A 21,338-nucleotide genomic window follows, 5' to 3' on the forward strand; every position below is an offset into this window, starting at 1 on the left:
CGGCCCGTGCGGCGGGTGTCGGGCCGGGCCGGGGGCTGTTGCTCGTACGGGTTCATGAGTTGTCCACAGGCACTGCTTTGTCCACACGCACACCCAGCGCTGAGGCATGGCCAGTAATCTCGCGGCCATGGAGCAGAGGCATCTCGGCCGAACAGGTCTGCGCGTGTCCCGGATCGGGCTCGGCACCCTCACGTGGGGGCATTCCGACGAGATCGGGGAGAACGACGCCGCGGACCTGCTGAAGGCCTTCTGGGAGGCGGGCGGCACCCTCGTGGACACGGCGGATGTGTACGGCGACGGGGAGGCCGAATACCTCCTCGGACAACTCGTCGAACGCCTGGTGCCGCGGCGCGATCTGGTCATCGCGACGAAGGCGGGCAGCGTGCCCGACCCCGACCGCCGCTTCGACGGCTCGCGCGGCCATCTGCTGTCCGCGCTCGACGCCTCCCTGGCCCGCCTCGGCACGGACTATGTGGACCTGTGGCAGATCCACGCCTTCGACACCGGCACGCCCCTGGAGGAGACGCTCCAGGCCCTGGACATCGCGGTCAGCAGCGGCCGCGCGCGCTATGCGGGCGTCTCCAACTTCAGCGGCTGGCAGCTCGCCAAGGCCGCCACCTGGCAGCTCGCCGCGGCCGGCACCCGCACCCGCATCGCCAGTACGCAGATGGAGTACTCCCTGCTGCAGCGCGGCGTCGAGCGCGAAGTGCTGCCCGCCGCCCTCGACCTGGGCGTCGGCCTGCTGCCGTCGTCACCGCTCGGCCGCGGCGTCCTCACCGGCAAGTACCGCACCGCGACCCCGGCCGACTCGCGCGGCGCCTCCGAGCAGTTCGCCCCGTTCGTCGCGCCGTATCTGGACGACGCGGCCGGGCGGGTCGTGGACGCCGTCGCGATAGCGGCCGACGGCCTCGCCGTCACGCCGCTGCAGGTGGCGCTCGCCTGGGTCCGCGACCGCCCCGGAGTGACCGCCCCGATCGTCGGCGCGCGCAACGCGCAGCAGCTCACGGCCGCATTGTCAGTGGAGACCCTTAGTCTTCCTGACGAGATCTGCCAGGCGCTCGACGATGTGTCAGCGCCCGTGCACCGCTACCCAGACCAGGACTGGAGCACGCTGTGAGTACGGAGTCCGCTGCCGCGGAGGTCGCCGAACCCGAGGCCCCGGAGGCCGGAGCGGGCCCCGCCGCCGACGAAGCGCCGAGCGGCGGGGCCGCGCCGGAGGGGGCCGTCGGGGAGACCGGGCAGGACCCGGGCCCGGACGACCCGGATGACTCGGCCGACTCGGACGACTCAGGCCCCTCGGCTGACGCGGCCTCCCCGAAGGGGGCTGCTGCCAAGGCTTCCGGGGACGCCGAGGCCGCTGAGGTCGCTGGGGACGACGCCGAGGGCAGCGGTGCCGAGGCCGGTGGCGACGAGGACAAGGACGGCAAGGCGGACGGCGGCGGGGACGCCGCCGTGTCCGAGGCCGTGTCCGAAGCCGAGGCCGAGCTCACGGCCCAGCGGGAGCTGCGGGAGCGCATCGAGCAGCGCAAGGCCACCAAGAGCGGTCCCGTCGAGGCGGGCGCGAAGCTGCAGGGCACGGCGGCCGACCTGCTGGCGGCGGTGCGGGCCGTGGAGAGCGGCGAGAAGCCCGTCGCGTCGGCGTTCCGGGAGCCCGCGCCGGTCGCACCGCGCAGGCCCGCGCCCGCGCCCGAGCCCGTGCGGCGGCCGGTGCCCGACGCCCCGGTCGGGGTGGTCGAGGCGGCGCCGGAGACCGTCGAGGCGGTGGCGGCGGTGCTGGCCGAGGGCGGTGCGCCCGCCGCGCTGGCGGCCCGGGCCGCGGCCGTGCTCGGTGAGGGCGCCGAGGGTGCCCTGCGGGCGGACCCGTGGCAGTTGCTGCGTGTGGCCGGGGTGCGGCCCGAGCAGGCCGACGGGTTCGCGCGGGCGCTGCTCGGCCCGGACTGCGGTCCCGGTGACGAACGCAGGGGCAGCGCGCTGACGGTGTGGCTGCTCGAACAGGCGGCGCTCGCCGGGCACACGGCGCTCGAATCGTCGGCGCTCACCGCGGCGCTGGGTCAGCGCGGGGTGCCGGAGCCGGACGACGCGGTGCAGTCCGCCGTCGCGGAGGGCGACGTGCTGGTCTTCCAGGACGCGCTGGACGAGGTCCCCGAGGCCGCCCCGGCGCCGCCCGTCCCGGCCGACGACGACACCGAGGACGGCCAGGAGGCGGCGACGCCGGTCCGTGTCCTGCTCGGCCTGGAGCGGTACGCCCTCGCGGAGGAGAGCCTCGCCGACGGCCTCGCCCGGGTCATGAACTCACTGCCGGAGGGCGGCGGTTCGGGCACGAAGGCCGGTGGCTCGGATGCCGAGGACGAGAGCTCGGGCCGGGAGAGCGACGGCTCGGGGTCGGAGGACGACGGCTCGGGTCCCTCGGCCGCCGACTGGGAGTCCGCGGCGGCCGCCGCCAAGGGTTCCGCAGCCGACCTGATCCGCGCCGTGGCCGCGCACGGCCTCGTGCTGCACACGGGCGGCGAAGCGGCCCGCGCCGAGCCCACCGCGCTGGTGGCCGCGGCCCGGGCCCTGGGCCTGCGGGTGTGTGCGGCGACGCACAGCGCGGAAGGACAGCGGAGGCTGGCCGAGGGCCTGGGTGGCGGTGCCGGTGGGGCCGGGGCTCGCGGCAGTGCGGGGGCTCGGGCTCGCGGGGGTGCCGGCGGAGACGGTGTCCGAGAGGCCGCCGCCGGGGCCGGTGTCCGCGGGGACGCTGCCGCGTCGGGCGACCGGGGGGCCGGATCCGCCGCCGCCTCGGGGGCCCAGGAGGCCGGGCACGCGGGCGGGGAGGCCGACGGCGTACCGGCGGCGAGGCGCACCGACGAAGGGGCCGCCGGCGCGGTGGCCGGGTCGGCTGGTGCGGATGCCGTCCCCGGCGAGGGCAGGCGCGGGGAGGCTTCCGGGGGCGCTCCGGGGGCGGCTGCCCTTGGCGACGAGTCTGGTGCGGCCGACGTGTCCGCGGCGTCTGACGCGGGCGGTGCGGCTCATGCTGCCGGTGCGGTCACCACGTCCAATGCTTCCCGTGGAGCCGGTGCGGCTGGAACGTCCGGTGCCGCCGGTACGCCCAACGCGTCCGGTGCCGCCGGAACGGCCGGAGCCACCGACGAAGCGTCCCCCGCCGTGACCGTCGCCGGTCTCCTCTCCGGGCGCCAAGGGCCGGGCCGGGACGCGGACGGCGCGCTCGCCCTGGACCTGCTCGTGGTCCTGGACGCCCCGCAGTTGGACGTGGAGACGGCCGCGATGCTGGTGGAGTCGCTGCCGGACGGCGCGCGGCTGGTGCTCAGCGGCGACCCGGGTGTGCTGTGGTCCGCGGGTCCCGGCCGGGTGTTCGCGGACCTGCTCGCGGCCCGCTGCTGCCCGCAGGTCGTCTCGCGCACCCCGGACCCCGGCCCCATCGGCGAGCTGGTCTCCGGCATCGGCGTCGGCGAGCTGACGCAGGTCGAGGCGCCCGGCAAGGAGGTCGTGATCGTCCCGGTGCGGGACGCGCCCGACGCGATCCACCGCACGGTGCAGCTGGTCGCGGACTCGGTGCCGCGCGCCATCGGCGTACCGGCGGGGCAGACGCAGGTGATCACGCCGGGCCACGGCGGCGCCGCGGGCACGCGCGCGCTGAACGCGGCGCTGAAGGAGCGGCTGAACCCCGGCCCCGGCCGGTTCGGCGGCTTCGACCCCGGTGACCGCGTCGCCTACGCCCCGGTGCCGGGCCGCACGGCGCTCGGCCGGGTGGTCGGCGCCGACGCGCAGGGCCTGCGCCTGGAGTGCGAGGGCACCCCCGTCTCCGTACCGAAGGAGCGGGTGGAGCAGTCCGTGCGGCACGCCTGGGCCCTCACCGCGCACCAGGCCACGGGCCGCCGCTGGCCCGCCGCCGTGGTGGTCCTGCCCGGCGACGCGGCGGGCGCCCTGACCCGGCCGTGGGTGTACACAGCGTTCAGCCGCGCCGAGCGCCATCTCTCCGTGGTCCAGGGCGTCGCCCAGGCCCTGCCCCAGGCGGTGGCCGAGCGCCCCGCCAAGGAGCGCACGACCCGCCTGCGCACGCTGCTGCGCCCGCAGCCCACAGAAGCGGGCTAGCTTCTACGCGGCGCGGCCCCGACCCCCGTCCAGGGGGCCGGGGCCGCGCTCACCGGGAGGGACGGCCCGGACCCGAGCCGACCCGGCCCCGGTCAACCCCTCCCAACAGCTCCCCGCGGCTCTCCTAGGCGGCTCCTCCGCCCCTTCCCCGCTCGACGACCTCCACGCCGTCCGCGTCAACGACGTCGTCCACGTCGTCCACGTCGTCCACGTCAACGCCATCGTCGCCGTCATCAGCCTCGTCGGCGTCGTCCTCGTCATCAGCCTCGTCGGCGTCATCCACGTCATCGACCTCATCCACCTCGTCCAAGGACACCGCCTCGTCCGGATCGAAGTCGAGGTCCGCGTCGAGGGCGCCGTCCAGGTCCCCGTCGACGCCGGTGTACGCGGCCCGGCCCCGGCGGGCGCCGCCCACGCGGCTCGCGGCGGCGTCCAGGTCGTCGTCGAGTTCGTCGTCCGTCTCGTCGTCGAAGACCGCGCTGACGTCGAAGCGGCAGACCACCCGCTGGGCGTCGGGCTGGTCGAACGGCGTCTCCAGCCACTCACCGGGCTCCGCGGGCTCGTCGGCGGCGGTGACCCACAGCGTGGAGTCGCCCTCCTCCAGGCCGAACTCCTTGTGCCGGGAGGCGATCTCGTCCGGCTCGAACTCGCCGAAGAGCAGGCCGAGCGCGCCCGGCACGGTGCCCGCGAGCCGGTCGGACTCGACGGTGGCGTCGTCGTCCGCGGCCTCGACCCGCGCGGCCTGGGCCAGCAGTCGCTGCGGCTCCGCGACGGCGTAGTCCCGCCGGATCAGCACGCTCAGGGCGTTCGGCTCCGCGGGCCCCTGGTACGGCGGCAGGGCGTCCTCCGCGCCGGGGATCTCGAAGGGGGTGACCTCGTCGTAACGGTCGTAGAGCAGCTCGTCGTACGCCTCGGCCGCGGCGGCCAGCTCGTTGAACGCTTCATAGACGTCGGGATCGTCCTCGCCCGACCTGCGTTCGACCGCCGCAAGGTGGCGGTCGAGCGCGGTCTTGACCGCCTCGGCGGCGGCGCGTACCTCGGCAGCGGTGGGCTGCGCAGCATCAGACATAGTGCAGACGCTATCCGTACCGGGCCGGTGCCCGCACAATAGATGCGATGCCGGAATACGAATTTGTCGACGTGTACGTTCCGCGCGGGGTCTCCCGCAAAGAAGCCACGCGTCTGCTGACCGACCACGCAGAGTACGGACACTGGGAGTTGGACCGCCTCAGCCTGCACGCCGACGGCAGTCGGCGGGTGCGGCTCAGACGGCGCATCATCCGCCAGGTGAGGGCCACGTGGTGAGCCGATTACGGCCACCCGGTGCCCGGCGGACGGCGCGAGAACGGAGCGGGCCCCGCCATCGCGGGGCCCGCTCCGTTCTCACCTGATGTCGCCTACTGCCTACGCCCGCCACCTTGACCAGGGCTGCTCACCCAGTGGTGAGCCGGACCCGGTCACCGGCGTCCGGCAAGCGCCTTGGCCCGCCCACCGGGTCTCAGGCACGCGTCCTGCGGTACAGGACGGTGCCCGCGAGCAGCATGCCCGCGCCGACCGGCAGCGCGACGCCGACCGGCAGGGAGCTGCCCGTCTGCGCGAGCTGGTCCTTGCCCTTGGGCGGCGTGATCATGTGCGCTTCGGGCACGTTCGGCCCGGCCGCCGGGCGCTCCGGCTTGTGCTGCGCGGGCGAGACCGGCTGGCCAGGCTTCCCGGGCTGATGGGGCTTGCCCGGCTGCTCGGGCTTGACGCCGTTGCCGGGCTCCTGCGGCTTGCCCGGCTGTTCCGGCTTGCCGGGCTGCTCGGGCTTGCCCGGGTGCTCGGGCTTCGTGGGCGGCTTCCCACCGGTGTGACTGCCGGATTCGTTGCCGCAGTCGTTGCCCACGGCGGCGTTGCCCGCGCCGCCGACGTTGACGCTGTTGCCGCAGACGTTGACCGGCACGTCCACCGGCAGCTGCACGCTGTTGCCGGAGCCCACTCCCGGCGAGTTGCCGGCGCCGCCGTCGGCCGTGGAGCCGCCGCCCGAGGGCTTGCCGCCGTGGTCGTCGTCCCCGTAGCCGCCGCCCCCGTGACGGGAGCCGGAGGTGTTGGCGCACTTGTTGCCCGCCGCGGGGTTCAGGCCCCCGATGACGTTCACGGTATTGCCGCAGACATTGACCGGGACGTCCACGGGAAGCTGAACGGAATTGCCCGACAGTACGCCGGGGGAATTCGAACTGCCGCCCTTGGCGTGGGAGTCGGCTTGTGCGTAGCCACCGGTGACAGCGAGTACGCCGGTGGCGGCCGCCACCGTAATCAGGCCTTTGCGCGTGACCTGTCGCATAGGTTGTCCTGCCTTGCCTTCCGGAAATGCGCACGGGCCCGTTGCGCCGTGCGCCCAATGCCCGTCGGCCCCGGAGCGCATGACATGCACTCCGGGGCCGACAGACGTCAGACCCTCATGGGATGAGACCCCTCACGAGGTGAGACACAGCGGCGTCACTTGTTGACGCAGTAGTTCCCGAAGGCGGGGTTCAGCACCCCGATCACGGAGATCGTGTTGCCGCACGCGTTCACCGGCACGTGCACGGGGATCTGGACGACGTTGCCCGAAGCGACACCCGGGGAGTGCACGGCGGCACCCTGCGCACCGGCGTCGGCAGCGGCAACGCCCGCACCCGCGAGCACCAGACCGCCGGTGGCTACCGCAGCGGCAACGATCTTCTTGATCATTATTCCTCCTAGTTGGCAAATGCGGTCCCAGCCGCGGACCGCACCACCTGTAACGAAGGAGGAAGTTGAGGGCTACGAGGAGAAGGCTGCTTTCACTCTTTTCGGTCAATTGCGCACGCGCTGCCGATTATTGGAGTTTCGTTTCGGCACGCGCCCGCGCACAGAGAAGGACGTACATGTACCGAAATGCGCACCGGCACACGCGCCGACACGCACACGGACGCGCCCGGAACTCAGGAAGCGTCGATGAACCGGTCGAGCACCCGGACCCCGAACTTCAGGCCGTCCACCGGCACCCGCTCGTCGACACCGTGGAACATGCCCGCGAAGTCCAGCTCCGGCGGCAGCTTGAGCGGCGCGAAGCCGAAGCCGCGGATGCCGAGGTCGTCGAAGGACTTGGCGTCCGTGCCGGCCGAGAGCATGTACGGCACGGCCCGCGCGATCGGGTCCTCCGCCTGCAGCGCCATCTGCATGGCGTCGACAAGGGCGCCGTCGAAGGTGGTCTCCAGGGCCTTGTCCGCGTGCACGTCCTCACGCTTGACGTTCGGGCCGAGGATGCGGTCGAGGTCGGCCAGGAACTCCTCCTCGTACCCCGGCAGGAAACGGCCGTCGACGTGCGCGGTCGCCTGTCCGGGGATCACGTTCACCTTGTAACCGGCGCCGAGCTGCGTCGGGTTGGCGGTGTTCTGCAGGGACGCGCCGATCAGCTTGGCGATGCCGCCGAGCTTGGCCAGCGTGTCCTCCATGTTCTCCGGGTCGAGCTCGGTGCCGAGGGCGTCGCCCAGCTCGTCGAGGAAGTGCCGCAGGGTCTTGGTGACGCGCACCGGGAACTTGTGCCGCCCGAGCCGCCCCACGGCCTCGGACAGCTCGGTGATCGCGTTGTCCTTGTGGATCATCGACCCGTGTCCGGCGCTGCCGTCCACGGTCAGCTTCATCCAGTGCATGCCCTTCTGCGCCGTCTCGACGAGATACAGCCGGAGCTGCTCGTTGACGGTGAAGGAGAACCCGCCGACCTCACTGATCGCCTCGGTCACGCCCTCGAAGAGGTCCGGGTGGTTGTCGACGAGGTACCGCGCCCCGTACGTGCCGCCCGCCTCCTCGTCCGCGAGGAAGGCGAGCACGATGTCCCGCGGCGGCTTGCGGCCACTGCGCAGCCGGTCGCGTACGACCGCGAGGGTCATCGCGTCCATGTCCTTCATGTCGACCGCGCCCCGCCCCCACAGGCAGCCGTCCGCGACCTCCCCGGAGAAGGGGTGGTGCGTCCAGTCCTGGGCATTGGCGGGTACGACGTCGGTGTGGCCGTGGATGAGGAGCGCGGGCCGCGACGGGTCCTCGCCCTCGATGCGCGCCACCGTGGACGCGCGCCCCGGGTGCGACTCGAAGATCCGCGGCTCGAGCCCCACCTCCGCGAGCTTCTCCGCGACGTACTCGGCGGCCTTGCGCTCCCCCGGTCCGGAGTGGTCGCCGTAATTGCTGGTGTCCATCCGGATCAGGTCCCGGCACAGGTCGACGACCTCGTCCTCGCCGGAAACGGCCCGCGCCCCGTCCGCCCTGCCGTCCGTGGTCGGCTCGCTCACGCTGTTCCTCCCGCTGTCGCACTCTGGGTCCCTCCCCATCCTCCCGCGCCGACCGCCCGGACCCAAGGGCAGGCGCCCCTCGTCACACGGCGTTCACCCCCGGGACCAGCGTGATCAGGAGCCCCTGAATGTTTGCTATGGTTTTCCACGTCGCCGCGGGAAACCGCGACAGACCACCGGTCCGGGTGGCGGAATGGCAGACGCGCTAGCTTGAGGTGCTAGTGCCCTTTATCGGGCGTGGGGGTTCAAGTCCCCCCTCGGACACCAGTAAGAACAGCCCCTCCGCAGGGGCTTTCTTCATGTCTGGGCCCTGTCCGTCCGGATGCCTGGGCCCTGTCCGTCCGGCTGGAATCGGCCGCCCTCGGCCTGCGCCGCTACGTTCCTCCGTTGTTCGTCGGCGGGACCTGGCGCCAAGGGGCGAACGCGCTCGCCTTGCGGGGGAGCAGGGCGGCCAGGTCCGGGCAGTGGCGGAGGATCACCGAGTTCATGCCGCCCTTCTGGACCCAGTCGATGCCCAGGGGGGTGTAGATCTCGGGGCGGAAGTCGACGGTGAGGAAGCGGTCGCTCTGGATGCGGCGGGTGGCCATCAGGATGAAGATGCGGAACGCGGTGTCGCTGAAGCCGAAGCCGGTGGGCGGGTTCTCGGCGAACAGGCCGACCATGGTGTCGATCTCGTCGACGGAGCGGTAGACGTCCTTCAGACGGGCCAGGGTCTCCGGGTTCTCGGTGAGGTCCTCGAACCGGCGGATGCGCTGTTTGTGCAGGCCCGCGCGGAAGTCGTTGTAGCGGGGCACGCCCCGGCGGCGGGTGCGGGCGAGGTCGACGACGGCGAGGTCGATGAGTTCGCCCTCGCGCTCGAACTTCTGCAGGGCGCGGGGGAAGTTGTGCAGGGTGATCGCGCCGGGGTGGGCGATGCCGAAGGAGTACAGGGTGTTGGCCAGGCCGGTCTTGCGGATGGCACCCTCGGCCGCGGCGCCGTTGATGTCGAGGAAGCCGACGGACTCCAGGCGGCGGCCGAAGTGGTGCTCGCGCAGTTCGTAGTCGTCGGGGATGAGCGGGTGCATGCGGTAGACGGTGACGAAGTCCTCGGTGAGGGAGTACGGGGCGCCGTGGTGGTCCGGGAGGGTCTTGGGGATGCCCGTGAGGGAGTGGGCTTCGAGGAGCCACAGGCCGAGCTTGTTGAGCCAGCTGTCCGGCGGGCCGTCCCAGTTGGTGTGCAGACCGAGGTCGATGGCCTCGGTGGCGAGGATCGCCGGCGTCCACTCCACCGTGTGGATCTTCGCGATGAGGGCGGAGACGACGAGCCGGGCCGTGTGGTAGACGGAGTCCTCGCTCATGGAGGGGTACGTCTGCCGCAGCGCCGTACAGACCGCGTTGTGCTCGCGGGCGAACAGGGTGTGCATCACGCTCAGGCCGAGCCACCAGTTGTCGGTGAAGCCGGACAGCGGGACGCCGTTCTGGCCGATGGGCAGGTGCCCCTCCTCCAGGCGCAGATCGGCGCCGCCGTCGGGGGCGCGCAGGAACTTCGCGGTCGCCTCGTCGGCGCCGTACACCTCGGAGCCGTCCCACCAGTGGGAGGCGGTGTTGGCGAAGAGGACGGGCGGGCGGCCGGCGGCCACGTGGATGCCCTCGTTCTCGGCGAAGCGCATGACGCTCTCGGCGGGCCCGCCCGGGGTGTTGTGCCAGGACGAGCCGGGCGGCAGCGGCACCTCGACGGTCTTGGTGCCCGCCGGGTGGCGGCGGTGGTTGACCCAGTCGTGGACCTGGAACTGGATCCAGGCGGCGGCGAGGACGTTGAGGGTGGTCGCGGGCAGGAAGGTCTCGCGCTGGAGGAGCTGGCGGGTGACCGTGACCGGGTTCGGGGTGTCGAAGAGGTCGGGGCGGTAGTCGGGGGCCAGGTTGCGCCCGAAGGCCGCGCCGACGGCGCCCATGGCGGGGGCGGACAGGTCGTTGTACGTGCCGTCGTAGGAGCGGGCCGTGCGCAGCCGCTCGTCCGGGGGCAGCGGCACCGGCACGGCCTTGGGCGGCGCCTCGTGCACGTCGGTGTCGATGAGGTTGAAGCGGCGCAGCACCTTGCGGAGGAAGACGAGGTTGAGCAGGCTCAGCTGGAGGGGCAGCCGGTGCCAGGGCACGGCCCGGTTCAGGGTCCGGAAGGCGGCGCCCACGGGCACGCCGAGGACCCGGTTGCGCAGCGGCTCCTCGGTGGTGAAGCGCAGGCCCTGGCGGTACGCGGCGCTCGCTTCGTACGCGGCCTTGCGGGCGCGGTTGAGGTTGCCGAGGGGGCGGAACTCGTCGGTGGTGTACCAGGGGTTGAAGGCCAGCTCCTCCACGCGCCGCGCGGCCGAGCGGGCCTGGGCGGTGTCCAGGTCCTGGCCGGGGATGGTGAGGCGGGCGACGGGCACGGCGGGGCTGACGGCCTCGCGCCACTCGACGGCGCCGTCCTCGACGGGCGTGCGCGTCTCGTCGACGTACCGCTGCAGGCACAGCTCGAAGGCCACGTCGGCGGTGGCGAGGCGGTGGGCGAGTTCGCGGTGCAGGTAGTTGGGGTCGCGGCGGTCGGGGCGCGGGGCGGGGACGGCACTGCCCGCCGGACGCAGCAGGTAGCGCACAGGTCCGGCGGTGCCCCAGAGGGTGGCGCCGCGGCTCCAGTACGTCTCGCCCGCGAGGCTGTTGACGGTGTGGCGGGTGGCGGCCTGGATGTTGCGGCGCATGCGGGTCGCGGTCGTGAGGCCGACGGCGAGCGGGAGTTTGACGAGCAGGCCGAAGGCCTTTCGCAGCGGGCTGCGGGCACCGGCGAGGGCCTTGGCGAAGGCGACGAACTCGCGGGCGTCCTTGGCGTGCGACACCGGCCAGTTGGTGGCGAGCAGGTCGTGGCTCTCGTCCGCGGAGACCTCCACGCGCACGGCGGCGCCCCGCAGGTCCGGCGCGCCGTCGGCCTGCCGGATGCCGCTCGCGCCGGAGAGCCGGACCGTCGCCGGGTACTCGGCGCCGGGCTGGGCGTAGCCGCAGCGCAGCTCCTCGGGCAGGTCGTCGCGGAAGCGCAGGCGTGCGTTCTCCACGCCGAGCGAGGACTTGGCGTGCTGCACGCGGGCCGGTGAACCGGCGTTCGCGGCACGCATGTTGACCCTCTGCACCTTCATCAGCTCGCGGGCGAGCCGTTCGAAGAGAACGCGCTCCGCTTCGGGGCTGCCGCCCTGGTAGCGCTCGTAACTCTGCTCGTACTGTCCTGAGGACTGTCCTGGAGACATCATCGGGCGCTTCCTTCGGACGGAAGAGGAAACCGAGGAACGGGACGGGGAACGGGATCGGAAACAGGGCGGGCGACGGCGCGGGGAACGGAAGACCACGAGCACGCGAGGTGCGGGCGTACATCGCAGAGGCGTCGACGCTACTGGCGGGGCCGGACGGACCGCAGCGGCCGATCCCGCCTATGTGCCAGGGCCCGCTCCGACCTCGAACTGGCACGCGGGCGGCGGCGTTTGGGCCCGTCAGGGGCGCGGCCGGGGCCCCGCGGCCCGGCGGTGGTTCGTCCCGTGCGCGTCTCCTTCTCCAGCAACCCCACGCGCGGGGCGCCCCGGTGGCCGGGTCCCGACGGGTCGCGGGGCGGGACGCGCGCCCGCGTTGACGGTGTGCGCGCTCCGGTGGTGTGCTCACAAGTCCGTTGCCGCCACCGCCTGTTACGGGGGACGCCATGCGGGACGAGTACGTCGTGGGCCCGGACTTCGCCGAGCTGCGGCCGTTCAAGCAGGCCGTGGACAAGGGCCCCGAAAGCACCGGCTTCCCGGTCTACCCGGACCTGGTGGAGCGCCTGGTCGACGGCGCCGAGCAGCCGGATCCGGACGGGGTGATCCCGCACGTCCTCGCGACCTGCTCGGCGTACGCCTATGCCGGATTCGCGCAGCGCGGGGCGCCGGACACCGTCGCCACGATGATGGCGCGCCTCGGCCTGGAGCGGAACCGCTGCCGGGTGTTCGAGCTGCGCGTGGACGCGCTGTACATCGCGTCGGCCGCGTACCTCGTGCAGGACGAGGACCGGCGGGTGGTGATCCTCTGCTACCGCGGCACCCAGCCCGAGGACATCATCAGCATCCTCACCGACGCCGATGTGCGGCCCGAGACGCTGTCGGTGGAGTTCGACGGGCGCAGGCACCAGGTGCACGCGGGCTTCTACCGCACGATGCGCGCGACCCGGCACCTGGTCATGGGCGCCCTGGAGCGGGCGCTGCGCGGCGAGTCGGTCAACCCGGACGAGCAGGGCGTACGCGGTGAGGGCATGCAGGCGCTGTACGTCACCGGGCACAGCCTGGGCGGTGCGACGGCCGCGCTGATGGGCGTGGTCCTCGCCCACGAGCCGCGCTACCGCGCCGTCGCGGAGAAGCTGCGCGCCGTCTACACCTTCGGCCAGCCGATGCTCGGCGGCCCCGACCTGGCGCGGGCGTGCCGCACGGCCGTGGACGGGCGCGGGGTGCACGTACTGCGGGACCGGCTGCTGCGGTACATCTACGACCGGGACGTGGTGCCCGCGCTGCCGCCGCGCCCGGTCGGCCCGTACGCGCCGTTCGGCCGGGAGTTCCACTACCGCACGGCGCGCTCCCCCCTCGACGGCGCGCTCGCCGCCCTCGGGAACGCGGGCGTGGAGGCGGCGGCGCTGCCGGGGCGGCTGCTGCGCGCGCCGCTGCGGAGCCTGCCGGAGCACGCCGTGCGGGCGGCGGAACGGGTGCTCGCGCCGCTGCGGTACGCCCCGGAGTCCGGCTGGCACGAGGTCCACGAACCGGGCCTGCACTACCCGCAGATGGACACCCTCGCCGGGCTCGCCGTCGTCGCGCCGCTCGCGTTCTTCGCCGCGCGTCTCGCGCTGACGCGCACGGTCCCGTTCGCGTACTCCTTCGACGACCACGGGCCGGGGCACTACGTCAACGCGCTGGCCCCGGCGGGGGTCCTGAGCGAGTACGGGGACGTGCGCTGACGCGCCCCGGCGGGAGGGGTCAGTCGATGAAGTCGCCGTCCACGTACACCCACGCCCCGTCGACCCGCTCGAAGCGGCTGCGCTCGTGCAGGGAGTCCGGGCGGCCGCCGTCGGTATAGCGGGCGCGGAAGGTGACGGTGCCCGTGGCGTGGAACGCCGTGCCGTCGGCCGTCTCCTCGATGGCGAGGCCCGTCCAGCGCATCGCCGGGTCGAACTCGACGCGCGGCGGCCGGGTCCGGGGGTGCCAGGTGCGCAGCAGATACGCCTCGTCGCGCCGGGCGAAGGCGCTGTAGCGGGACCGCATCAGCTCCTCGGGGTTCGCGGCGGCGGCCTCGCCCCGGTGCAGTCGGCCGCAGCACTTCTCGTACGGCAGGGGGTGCCCGCAGGGGCAGGGCGCGGGGCGCGTGGGCGTGCGTCGGGACATGCCGTCCATTGTCCCCTCGGCCCCGGCGGTGGCTCTCACCCGGTGTCGGCCCGCGCCACCGGCGCCTTCGGCCGGGCGAGCCACAGGCCGGCGGCCACCGCGCAGGCCGTCACCAGGGCGGCGAGGGGGACGGCCCAGTGCCCGGCGAAGCTCGCGGCGAGGACGAGGAGGGCGGTGGCGGGCAGGACCAGTTGCTGGGCGATGCCGGTCTTGAAGTGGCGGGAGTGCGCGGCCCAGGTGCTGAGCAGGAACAGCGCGGTGGGCACGGTGACCGCGCAGGAGGCCGCGAGGGTGGAGAGGTGCGCGTGGTGCGTGGCCTGTTCCACGGCGACCTCGATGCCCGCGCCGATCGCGGCGGCGGAGCCGAGGATCACATAGTGGCCGAGGCCCCAGGCGAACGCCTGCCGGGACGAGACGAGGTAGGCGTGGATGGGCACCGCGAAGTAGATCCAGAACGCCGCGAACACGATGACGAGGCCGCCGGCGGCGATCGGCAGGAGTTCGTCGAGGGCAGTCGAGTCGTCGAGCGCGGAGCGCACGGCCACCGTGGCGGCGGCGACGGACTCACCCAGCATGATGATGGTGAACAGGCCGTAGCGCTCGGCGATGTGGTGCGGGTGCCAGGGCGTGCGACGGCTGTGCTCGGCGAACGCGGGCACCGCGATCTCGGCCACGATCAGCGGTCCGACACCCCAGGCCCAGGCCCCGTGCGGCAGCAGGACGAGGACCACCCAGCCCGCCTGCACCAGCACGAACCCGGCCGCGTAGCGCAGCGCGGCCGTGCGCCCCGCCCCGCGCTCGCCCCGGGCCGCCCGCAGCCACTGCGCGGCGAGCGCCACCCGCATGATCACGTAGCCGGTGATCGCGACCTTGTAGTCACCTTCGTCGAAGGCCCGCGGGATCCCGGCCGCGAGGACAAGGACGCCCGCCATCTGTACGAGGGTGGCGAGCCGGTACGGCACGTCGTCGGTGTCGTACGCGGAGGCGAACCAGGTGAAGTTCACCCACGCCCACCAGATCGCGAAGAAGACGAGCAGATAGCCGGTGACGCCGTGCCCGGTGTCGCCCTCGGCGAGCGCGTGCACGAGGCGGGCCCCGGCCTGGCCCGCGGCCACCACGAAGCACAGGTCGAAGAGCAGCTCCAGCGGGGTGGCGGCGCGGTGCTTCTCGTCGGGGCGGCGCGCCCGCATCCGCACGAGCGGCTTGACGGTCCGGCCGTGGCCCAGGCCCGCGGGGGTGTCGTCGCTCATCTCGGCGCGCCCTTCTCCGGCCCCCCTGCGGTACTCCGGTCAGGATCGCCCAGTGGGCGGCGGGGCGCAGGTCGGACGGGGCGCGGCGCGGGGTGGCAGGGGTCCGCGGCAGGTCCGGGGCGGCCGGGGGTCAGCGCGCGGAGGGCGGCGGGGCCAGGATGTCCAGCTCCCGCAGGGCGCCCTCGGCGATCTCGCGGGTCAGGGCCTCGGCACGGTCCGCGTCGCCCTCCCGGACCGCCTCGGCCACGCGCACGTGCAGGGTCACGGCTGCCGGGTCGGGGTCCTCGAACATCACGTCGTGGTGGGTGCGGCCCGCGAGGATCTCGGCGACGACGTCACCGAGCCGGGCGAACATCTCGTTGCCGGAGGCGTCCAGGACGACGCGGTGGAAGGCGATGTCGTGCACCAGGTACTCCTCGAGGCGACGGCCGCGCGAGGTGGCGACCATGCCGAGGGCGCACTCGGTGAGGGCCGCGCACTGCTCGGCGGTCGCGTTCCGGGCTGCCAGGCCCGCGGCGACCGGCTCGACGGCCGAGCGCAGGACGGTCAGGGAGCGCAGCTGGCGCGGGCGGTCGGCGCCCGCGAGGCGCCAGCGGATGACCTGCGGGTCGTAGACGTTCCACTCCTCGGTGGGCCGCACGGTCACACCGACGCGGCGGCGCGAGGCGACCAGGTGCATGGACTCCAGGACCCGCACCACCTCCCGCATCACCGAGCGTGACACCTCGAAGCGCTGTGCGAGTTCGTCCGTGCGCAGGACGCTGCCGGGTGGGTACGCGCCCGCGGTGATGGCGGGCCCGAGGCTGTCCAGTACGCGAGCGTGCAGCCCCCGGGCCTGTGCGGTCATGACGTCAGCGTACGAGGGGACGCGCTTACTCAAAAAGTCAGACTTTTACAGCACAGCCTCTTGAATTCGTCTGATCTAATGGGTTTCAGTGGCGTGAACCGATCGATGTCGACGAGGACAGCGAGGCAGCAACAGCGATGAGCACCACCCACGTCGTCGTGGTCATGGGCGTAGCGGGCACCGGCAAGACCACCGTCGGGCCCCTGCTCGCGGCCCGGCTCGGCGTCCCCTACGCCGAGGGCGACGACTTCCACCCCGAGGCGAACATCGCCAAGATGTCGGCCGGCACCCCGCTGACCGACGACGACCGCTGGCCGTGGCTGGATGCCATCGGCGAGTGGGCCCACGGCCGCGCCGGCCTCGGCGGCGTGGTGAGCAGCTCGGCCCTGAAGCGGTCCTACCGCGACCGGCTGCGGGCCGCCGCGCCCGGCCTCCTCTTCGTCCACCTCACCGGTGACCGCGCCCTCATCGAGGACCGGATGAGCCAGCGCACGGGCCACTTCATGCCGACCGCGCTGCTCGACTCGCAGTTCGCCACGCTCCAGCCGCTCGGGCCGGACGAGGCGGGCGTCGACGTCGACGTCGCGGGCACGCCGGCGGAGATCGCCGACCGGGCCGCCGCGGCGCTGGCCGCGCGCGACCGCTGACCGGCCGCTCCCCCTGTCCCCCGGCCCCCTTCCCCTCCCCCGTACGACCCCCTCCTCACGTCCACGTACAAGGAACCCACCGTGACCAGTCTCAGCGTCGAGATGCTGGCAGCGGACCCCGTCGAACCGATCACCTCGGCGGGCCACGCCCAGCTCGGGATCGCCGTTCTCGCGGGCATCGCCGTCATCGTTCTGCTCATCACGAAGTTCAAGGTCCACGCCTTTCTGGCGCTGACCATCGGCTCCCTCGCCCTCGGCGCCTTCGCGGGCGCCCCGCTCGACAAGGCGATCGCCAGCTTCACCACCGGGCTCGGGGCCACCGTCGCGGGCGTCGGCGTCCTCATCGCGCTCGGCGCGATCCTCGGCAAGCTCCTCGCCGACTCCGGCGGCGCCGACCAGATCGTCGACACGATCCTCGCCAAGGCCGGGAAGTCCGGCGGGCGCGCCATGCCCTGGGCGATGGTCCTCATCGCCTCCGTCATCGGGCTTCCGCTGTTCTTCGAGGTCGGCATCGTGCTGCTGATCCCCGTCGTCCTGATGGTCGCCAAGCGCGGCAACTACTCCCTGATGCGCATCGGCATCCCCGCGCTCGCCGGGCTCTCCGTGATGCACGGCCTCATCCCGCCGCACCCCGGGCCGCTCGTCGCCATCGACGCCGTCAAGGCCAACCTCGGCGTGACGCTCGCGCTCGGCGTGCTCGTCGCCATCCCCACCGTCATCATCGCCGGGCCGCTGTTCTCCAAGGTCGCCGCCCGCTGGGTCGACGTGGCCCCGCCCGAGAAGATGATTCCGCAGCGGCCCTCCGAAGACCTGGAGCGGCGGCCCGGGTTCGGCGTCACCGTCGCCACCGTGCTGCTGCCCGTCGTCATGATGCTGGCCAAGGCCCTCGTCGACATCGTCGTCGACGATCCCGACGCGACCGTCCAGCGTGTCTTCGACGTCGTCGGGTCGCCGCTGATCGCGTTGCTCGCCGCTGTGCTCGTCGGGATGTTCACCCTCGGGCGGGCCGCGGGCTTCACCAAGGACCGGCTGTCCTCGACCGTCGAGAAGTCCCTCGCCCCCATCGCCGGGGTGCTGATGATCGTCGGGGCCGGTGGCGGCTTCAAGCAGACCCTCATCGACGTGGGCGTCGGGCAGATGATCCTCGACTTCTCCGAGGACTGGTCGATTCCGGCGCTCCTTCTCGCCTGGCTCATCGCCGTCGCGATCCGGCTCGCCACCGGGTCCGCGACCGTCGCCACGATTTCAGCCGCCGGGCTCGTGGCTCCGCTGGCCGCGGACATGTCCACCTCGCATGCCGCGTTGCTGGTGCTGGCCATTGGGGCCGGGTCGTTGTTCTTCAGTCATGTGAACGATGCGGGGTTCTGGCTGGTGAAGGAGTACTTCGGCCTGGACGTCGGCCAGACCATCAAGACGTGGTCCGTGATGGAGACGATCATTTCTGTGGTGGCGCTGGGGTTTGTGCTGCTGCTGTCGCTGGTGTTGTAGGGCCCTGCGGGGCATTCCCCAGTCCCGCCCCTTCCCGAAACCGGGGGCTGCGCCCCCGGCCCCCCGCTGATCGGCGCTCCGCGCCTCGTCCTCAAACGCCGGACGGGCTAGATGATGTGCGGCTGCATATCCAGCCCCTCCGGCGTTTGAGGAGCGGGGTCTGGGGCGGAGCCCCAGTTACGGGAAGGGGCGGGATTGGGGCGCCCCGGCAAGGCCGCCCTACCTGCGCCACAGCGGGTGCTCCCGGTCCGCCCACTCCGGGTCCACCGACCCGGTCCGCATGCCGCGGCGGGCCTCCGGGTCGCGCAGGGCCAGGGCGATGTGGCCGAGGAGGACGAGGCCGAGGGTGAGGGCGAGCCAGTCGTGGACGAACGTGGAGCTGGTGCGCCAGAGCAGCGGGAAGAGTTCCGTCCGCCACATCACGAGCCCCGTACCGAGCATCACGAGCACCGCCCCGCCGACCCACGCGGCATACACCTTCTGCCCGGCGTTGAACTTCCCCGCCCAGCGGGCCGCGGGCCGCGGATCGCGGCGGCGGACGGCGGACAGCCACCGCCGGTCGTGCGCACCGTAGCGGTTGAGGAGCCGCAGGTCCGCGCGGAAGGCCCGGGAGGCGAGTCCGGCCAGGAAGGGGACGGGCAGCAGCACCCCGGACCACTTGTGGACGTCCACCACGAGGGCCCGCCGCCCGACGAGTTCGGCGAGCTGGGGCACGTACAGGCAGGCCGCACTGAGCACGCACACGACCATCAGCCAGGCCGTGCCCCGATGCACCCACCGCTCCCCGAGGCTGAAGCGCCGCACCCGCGCGGCCTCAGGCGGTCGGGTCATCGCTGCGCCCGTTGGACCGGCCGACCCAGGCGTCCACGTCGTACCCCTTGAGTTCCCAGTAGCCGGGCTCGACCCGGGCGGTGAGTTCGATGCCGGAGAGCCATTTCGCGGATTTGTAGAAGTACATGGGGGCGACGTACAGGCGGGCGGGCCCGCCGTGGGTGTGGCTCAGGTCCTTGTCCTGCATGCGCAGGGCCACCAGCACGTCGCTCCGGCGGGCCTGTTGGAGGGTGAGGCTCTCGCTGTACGTCCCGTCGAAGCAGGTGAAGCGGACGGCGCGGGCGTCCGGCCGGACCCCGGCGGCGTCGAGGAGCCGGGCGAGCCGGACCCCCTCGAAGGGCGTGTCGGGGACCCGCCAGCCGGTCACGCACTGCACGTCCCGCACGAGCCGGGTCTGCGGCTGCGCGCGCAGCTCGGCGAGGGTGTACGTGGCGGGGCGGTCGACGAGGCCGGTCACCGTGAGGCGGTACGAGGAGGTGTCCTTGCGGGGTACGGAGGCGGCGACCGAGTAGTAGCGGAAGCCGCCGCCGTTGGGCAGGAGCTGGGTGAGGCCGGTGGGGTCCTTGTCGGACGCGGCACCGAGGAACGCTTCGAGGCCGCGTTGCAGCGGGGGTGCGGCGGCCACGCCCAGGGCGCCGAGGGCGAGGGTGCCGAGGACGAGACGACGGCCCACGGGGGCGCCGTCCGCTTCGGGTTGGCGGGCCGGGCCGCGGTCGTCGGCGGGGGCACGCCCTGCGGCCGGGTCCCCCGCGTGGGCGGCGTCCCCGTGTTCGGTGGTCACCCTTCGATTCGAGCACCCGCGGGCCCCGGGGGCCAGGGTCCGCGGGTGTCCGTCAGCGGTTCGTCATACTTGGCGGCGGCCGGGGCGGAGCGCTCAGTCCTCGCGCCCCGCGTCGCCCGCCGCCTTCTCCAGCTGGAACGCCTCGTTGCCCAGGCCGATGCGGGCGTGCGCCGCCGGGCGGGACGACTTGAGGTACGCGCCGTAGGCGAGGCCGACGATCGCCGCGACGCCGATGATGCCGGGCAGGACCCAGCTCAGCGAGGAGTCGGGACCCGCGCCGACGAGGACGTCGAAGTCCTTGACGGTGTAGCCCGCGATGACGAGCAGCGCGACCGCGGCGAGTGCCGACGCGGCGATGCGCCAGGCCTGGGCGCCCGCGGCGCCGCGCCGGACGAAGAAGACGATGACGGCCACGGACGCGGTGGCCATCAGGAGCAGGACGCCGAGGGCGCCCACGTTGCCGCCCCAGGTGAACAGGCGCAAGACGGGGGCGGTGGGGTCGCCCGCCGGGGCGTCGTCGGAGATCGCGAAGGCGATCACGACGACGACGGAGATCACCGTCTGGAGCAGCGAGCCCGTGCCCGGCGCGCCGCTGGTGCTGTTGGTGCGGCCGAACGTGGCGGGCAGCAGGCCTTCGCGGCCCATGGCGAAGGCGTAGCGGGCGACGACGTTGTGGAAGCTCAGTATGGCGGCGAACATGCCGGTCACGAACAGGACGTGCAGGACGTCGGTGAAGGTGCCGCCGAGGCGGGACTCGGTGAGGCCGAACAGCAGGCCCGCGCTCTGCTCCTGGGCTGCGGGCACGATGCCGGAGGGCCCGGCGGCGACGGTGAGGGCCCAGGAGCTGAGGGCGAAGAAGACGGCGACGAAGCCGACAGCAAAGAACATCACGCGGGCGACGACGACTTGGGGACGGCTCGTCTCCTCCGCGTACACGGGCGCCTGCTCGAAGCCGGTGAAGGCCGCTATGCAGAAGCACAGCGAGGTGGCGACGCCCGCGCCGGTGAGGGTGTCGGGGTTGAACGCGTGCATCGACAGGCCCTCCTTCGCCGGGTCGGAGATGGCGGCGACGTCGAAGACGACGACGAGCGCCACCTCGATGAGCAGCAGGACGCCGAGCACGCGCGCGTTGAGGTCGATCTTCAGCCAGCCGAGGGCGCCGACGAGCGCGACGGTGACGAGCGCGGGGATCCACCAGGAGACGGTGACGTCGAAGTGCTTGTCGAGCAGCCCGGACACCTCGAAGCCGAGCAGGCCGTACAGGCCCACCTGCAGGGCGCTGTAGGCCACGAGGGCGACGACGGAGGCGCCCGCGCCCGTGGTGCCGCCGAGGCCGCGGGAGATGTAGGCGTAGAAGGCACCGGCGTTGTGGACGTGCCGGCTCATCTCCGCGTAGCCGAAGCTGAACAGGGCGAGGACGACGCCGAGTATCAGGAAGAGCAGGGGCTGGCCCACCACGCCCATCACGCCGAACGTCGTGGGCATGACACCTGCGACGACCATGAGCGGACCGGTGGCGGCGAGCACGGACAGGAGCAGGCCCGCGGTGCCGAGGCGCCCGGCGCGCAGGGCCCGGTCCTGGCCCATGTAGGTGCTGATGCCGCCCTGGGGCGGGATGGATCTGCCGCGGGATCCGGTGCCGGTTCCGCCCGCACTGGTCGCGCTCGTTGCACTCGTGCTCGAACTGCCCGTCGCCATGGCGCGGTTGTCCTTTCCGCCCGTAGTG

The 21,338-nt window shown here is 73.1% G+C and carries 16 protein-coding genes, 1 tRNA gene and 1 pseudogene; 7 read left to right on the forward strand and 11 right to left on the reverse strand.

The window, feature by feature from the left end; all coding sequences use genetic code 11:
- Positions 1 to 127: 127 nt before the first annotated feature.
- Both IE274_RS29610 and IE274_RS39695 read left to right on the forward strand, forming a co-directional pair.
- Entirely contained in the window at positions 128 to 1,117 is a 990-nt protein-coding gene (locus IE274_RS29610) for an aldo/keto reductase (RefSeq protein ID WP_190118991.1), read from the forward strand.
- Positions 1,114 to 4,092, forward strand: coding sequence for a helix-hairpin-helix domain-containing protein (locus tag IE274_RS39695; protein WP_229909895.1), 2,979 nt, complete (start codon positions 1,114 to 1,116; stop codon positions 4,090 to 4,092). The genes IE274_RS29610 and IE274_RS39695 overlap by 4 nt, the downstream gene beginning before the upstream one ends.
- Positions 4,093 to 4,527: 435 nt before the next feature.
- Here IE274_RS39695 and IE274_RS29625 read toward each other — a convergent pair.
- A pseudogene (locus IE274_RS29625) lies at positions 4,528 to 5,161 on the reverse strand (hypothetical protein); the annotation flags it as partial.
- Between the two features lie 47 nt (positions 5,162 to 5,208).
- Here IE274_RS29625 and IE274_RS29630 point away from each other — a divergent pair.
- Positions 5,209 to 5,397 carry a DUF5703 family protein gene (locus tag IE274_RS29630; protein ID WP_016641768.1) on the forward strand — a complete coding sequence of 63 codons (189 nt, stop codon included), beginning with the start codon at positions 5,209 to 5,211 and terminating at the stop codon, positions 5,395 to 5,397.
- A gap of 193 nt (positions 5,398 to 5,590) precedes the next feature.
- Here IE274_RS29630 and IE274_RS29635 read toward each other — a convergent pair whose 3' ends face one another.
- The 3 genes from IE274_RS29635 to IE274_RS29645 form a co-directional block, all read right to left on the reverse strand.
- Positions 5,591 to 6,412, reverse strand: a complete 822-nt coding sequence (locus tag IE274_RS29635) for a chaplin (RefSeq protein ID WP_190118992.1) — start codon at positions 6,410 to 6,412, stop codon at positions 5,591 to 5,593.
- 155 nt (positions 6,413 to 6,567) lie between these two features.
- On the reverse strand, positions 6,568 to 6,801 hold the full coding sequence (locus tag IE274_RS29640) for a chaplin (RefSeq protein ID WP_190118993.1): 234 nt from the start codon (positions 6,799 to 6,801) through the stop codon (positions 6,568 to 6,570).
- Between the two features lie 233 nt (positions 6,802 to 7,034).
- Entirely contained in the window at positions 7,035 to 8,378 is a 1,344-nt protein-coding gene (locus IE274_RS29645; RefSeq protein WP_190118994.1) for a M20/M25/M40 family metallo-hydrolase, read from the reverse strand.
- 179 nt (positions 8,379 to 8,557) lie between these two features.
- On the opposite strand from IE274_RS29645, the gene IE274_RS29650 reads away from it, so the two are divergent.
- A tRNA-Leu gene (locus IE274_RS29650) sits at positions 8,558 to 8,645 on the forward strand.
- A 107-nt stretch (positions 8,646 to 8,752) separates the two neighbouring features.
- On the opposite strand, the gene IE274_RS29655 is transcribed toward IE274_RS29650, so the two are convergent.
- The gene (locus IE274_RS29655; RefSeq protein WP_190118995.1) at positions 8,753 to 11,629 is read right to left on the reverse strand and encodes a peroxidase family protein; all 2,877 of its coding nucleotides are present in this window, start codon (positions 11,627 to 11,629) and stop codon (positions 8,753 to 8,755) included.
- 440 nt (positions 11,630 to 12,069) lie between these two features.
- Between IE274_RS29655 and IE274_RS29660 the strand changes: the two genes are divergently transcribed.
- Entirely contained in the window at positions 12,070 to 13,344 is a 1,275-nt protein-coding gene (locus IE274_RS29660; protein WP_190118996.1) for a lipase family protein, read from the forward strand.
- 19 nt (positions 13,345 to 13,363) lie between these two features.
- Here the strand turns inward: IE274_RS29660 and IE274_RS29665 are convergent, their stop codons facing one another.
- The 3 genes from IE274_RS29665 to IE274_RS29675 all read right to left on the reverse strand — a co-directional run bounded on the left by IE274_RS29665 (position 13,364) and on the right by IE274_RS29675 (position 15,865).
- Positions 13,364 to 13,768 (reverse strand): YchJ family protein, encoded by a 405-nt coding sequence (locus tag IE274_RS29665; RefSeq protein ID WP_190118997.1) that lies wholly within the window; start codon positions 13,766 to 13,768, stop codon positions 13,364 to 13,366.
- Positions 13,769 to 13,803: 35 nt separating this feature from the next.
- On the reverse strand, positions 13,804 to 15,018 hold the full coding sequence (locus IE274_RS29670) for a low temperature requirement protein A (RefSeq protein WP_190118998.1): 1,215 nt from the start codon (positions 15,016 to 15,018) through the stop codon (positions 13,804 to 13,806).
- Between the two features lie 130 nt (positions 15,019 to 15,148).
- Positions 15,149 to 15,865 (reverse strand): FadR/GntR family transcriptional regulator, encoded by a 717-nt coding sequence (locus IE274_RS29675; RefSeq protein WP_190118999.1) that lies wholly within the window; start codon positions 15,863 to 15,865, stop codon positions 15,149 to 15,151.
- Between the two features lie 137 nt (positions 15,866 to 16,002).
- Between IE274_RS29675 and IE274_RS29680 the strand changes: the two genes are divergently transcribed.
- On the forward strand, positions 16,003 to 16,512 hold the full coding sequence (locus IE274_RS29680) for a gluconokinase (RefSeq protein ID WP_190119000.1): 510 nt from the start codon (positions 16,003 to 16,005) through the stop codon (positions 16,510 to 16,512).
- Between the two features lie 81 nt (positions 16,513 to 16,593).
- Entirely contained in the window at positions 16,594 to 18,000 is a 1,407-nt protein-coding gene (locus IE274_RS29685; RefSeq protein ID WP_190119001.1) for a GntT/GntP/DsdX family permease, read from the forward strand.
- A 219-nt stretch (positions 18,001 to 18,219) separates the two neighbouring features.
- Here IE274_RS29685 and IE274_RS29690 read toward each other — a convergent pair whose 3' ends face one another.
- The 3 genes from IE274_RS29690 to IE274_RS29700 all read right to left on the reverse strand — a co-directional run bounded on the left by IE274_RS29690 (position 18,220) and on the right by IE274_RS29700 (position 21,310).
- The gene (locus IE274_RS29690) at positions 18,220 to 18,831 is read right to left on the reverse strand and encodes a cytochrome b/b6 domain-containing protein (protein ID WP_190119002.1); all 612 of its coding nucleotides are present in this window, start codon (positions 18,829 to 18,831) and stop codon (positions 18,220 to 18,222) included.
- Positions 18,815 to 19,504, reverse strand: a complete 690-nt coding sequence (locus tag IE274_RS29695; RefSeq protein WP_229909903.1) for a molybdopterin-dependent oxidoreductase — start codon at positions 19,502 to 19,504, stop codon at positions 18,815 to 18,817. Before IE274_RS29695 ends, IE274_RS29690 begins: the two co-directional genes overlap by 17 nt.
- A 201-nt stretch (positions 19,505 to 19,705) precedes the next feature.
- Positions 19,706 to 21,310 (reverse strand): APC family permease, encoded by a 1,605-nt coding sequence (locus tag IE274_RS29700; RefSeq protein WP_190119124.1) that lies wholly within the window; start codon positions 21,308 to 21,310, stop codon positions 19,706 to 19,708.
- Positions 21,311 to 21,338 lie beyond the last annotated feature (28 nt).

It is taken from the genome of Streptomyces flavofungini (assembly GCF_014650815.1).
Classification (GTDB): Bacteria; Actinomycetota; Actinomycetes; order Streptomycetales; family Streptomycetaceae; genus Streptomyces; species Streptomyces flavofungini.